Source organism: Emticicia sp., assembly GCF_049241225.1.
Lineage (GTDB): Bacteria > Bacteroidota > Bacteroidia > Cytophagales > Spirosomataceae > Emticicia.
Genome location: NZ_JBMLRC010000410.1, coordinates 1 through 2,136 on the forward strand (window position 1 = coordinate 1; position 2,136 = coordinate 2,136).

The 2,136-nt window shown below is 36.9% G+C and carries 2 protein-coding genes; one reads left to right on the forward strand and one right to left on the reverse strand.

All coding sequences use genetic code 11. The features are described 5' to 3' along the window. A partial coding sequence (locus tag ACOVO2_RS21285; RefSeq protein ID WP_421771921.1) for a hypothetical protein occupies positions 1-523 on the reverse strand: 523 nt, incomplete at its 3' end. Between the two features lie 139 nt (positions 524-662). Here ACOVO2_RS21285 and ACOVO2_RS21290 point away from each other — a divergent pair. Further along, complete coding sequence (locus ACOVO2_RS21290; RefSeq protein ID WP_421771922.1) at positions 663-1,952, forward strand: flavin-containing monooxygenase; 1,290 nt, start codon at positions 663-665, stop codon at positions 1,950-1,952. The last annotated feature ends 184 nt before the right edge of the window (positions 1,953-2,136 follow it).

Genomic DNA, 2,136 nt, shown 5'->3' on the forward strand with positions numbered 1-2,136 from the left:
AGTAATCAACAATCTGCCTACTCATCGGCGGAATGTTGGAGAAGGGGCGAAGCGAGCGAAATTGGTCACTTCGAGCAGTAATTTGAATTTCTTGTAAAAATTTGAAATCTTTCGAGAAATAATCTTCCGAAATTCTATTTGTGGGATAGTTTACATCGCCATAATACATATTCTTATAAACAAATGCAATTGGCAGAATATACTTTCCTGCCTCTACATGATTGAGTTTAGGGATTTTAGATAAGCCACTTACGATTTCATTTTCAAAACCCAACGATTTACTAACTTTTTGGCTTACCAATGGGTAAATAACATTGACATTTTTTATTTTTCCTGTTGAGTTTACTTCAAAAGATGCATAAACTCGGCCATAAATGCTTCCTCTAATAGCACCAACAGGATAGCTAATATTTTGTGAAGCATAGGCATAAAAAACTGGTCCAATTGGGTCTTTTACTGCCTGTGAATAGGTACTTAATGATAAACTAATACATAAAATTGAAAGTATAGAAATCTTTTTCATGGCATTAAATACTTATTTTGTAGGATTTAAATAATATTGAGCAAAGTTAATAAAGTTTAGATAAAAGCCTAATTATCGGCTGGTAATTAAGATTTTTTACTTTACTTTTAAGATTTTAACTCTATTCTCTAAAACTGCTATGAAACAAGTGTGTATCATTGGAGCTGGTTCTTCGGGCATTACTGCCGCAAAAGCTTTAAAAGAAAAAGGAATATCATTCGACTGCTTTGAAAAAGGCTCAAAAATTGGTGGGGTTTGGCGATTCAATAATGATAACGGGCTATCATCGGCTTATCGAAGTTTACATATCAACACCAATCGTGTCGTGATGGCTTACTCCGACTTTCCGATGCCCGATGATTACCCGATGTTTCCGCACCATTCTGACATAATTGAGTATTTTGAAAGCTACGTTGAACATTTCAAATTACGTGAACATATCACTTTTAATACCTCAGTTGTTGATGTTGTCAGAAATGCTGACAGTACATATAATGTCACGCTCGATAATAGGCAATCTTTTGATTATCAGTATGTTATTGTAGCCAACGGACACCATTGGAATCCACGGTTTCCAACTCCTGCTTTTAAGGGTGAATTTACTGGCGAAATCCTTCATTCGCATTATTACCGTGAAGTCGAGCAAGTACAAAATAAAGATGTGTTAGTGGTAGGAATCGGAAATTCTGCCGTTGATATTGCGTGCGAAGCCGCTCGCTTGCACACAGGAAAAGTCGTAATTTCGACTCGAAGTGGTGCGTATATTACACCCAATTGGATTTGGAGTATTCCTTTCGATAATCTGGCAAATCCACTGACCGCCAAACTACCACTTTGGCTACAACGCTTTTTGCTCAATACAACCTTGTGGCTGGCCCGTGGCAAACAAGAAGATTATGGAGTGCCGAAACCAAACCGACCAGTTTTGAGCGAACACCCAACACTTTCGCAAGATTTACTAAACCTTTCGGGGCGAGGTTTGATAAAATTCAAGCCAAATATCAAAGAATTTAGAGGGAAAACGGTAGTTTTTGAAGATGGAACAGAGCAAGATTTTGATATGATTATCTATGCAACTGGCTATAAAGTTACTTTTCCATTCTTGAAACATTACGCCGAATTTGATGTAGAAGAAACCAACGATATTCGACTTTACAAAAAGGTCATTCACCCTGACTACAAAAACTTATTCTTTTTGGCTTTGATTCAGCCTTTGGGGGCAATCATGCCTTTGGCCGAAATTCAAGCCAAGTGGATTGCCAAAATCATCAAAGGAGAAAGTAAGTTACCATCAAAAGAGGCAATGCTAAAATCTATCGAAGAAGACAAACAGAAGCTCGCTAAACGCTACAAACAAACTCCTCGGCACACACTTCAAGTTGACTTTTTTACTTACAAAGAAAGTATTGAGAAAGAAATGAAGCGATAAGTATGGATATTTCAGCAATTAATAATGCTTAGATTTGACAACTTTTTAAAAGTTGTCAAATCTCAAATTCCACCAGTCTTATCTAAATAAAATTATAAACCTTTTCCAGTAGCAGCCCAATAAATGCCGCCATAAAGATGGTCAAGGAAAGTTTGGTCGCTGAAAACCAACGGAATATGTCCGA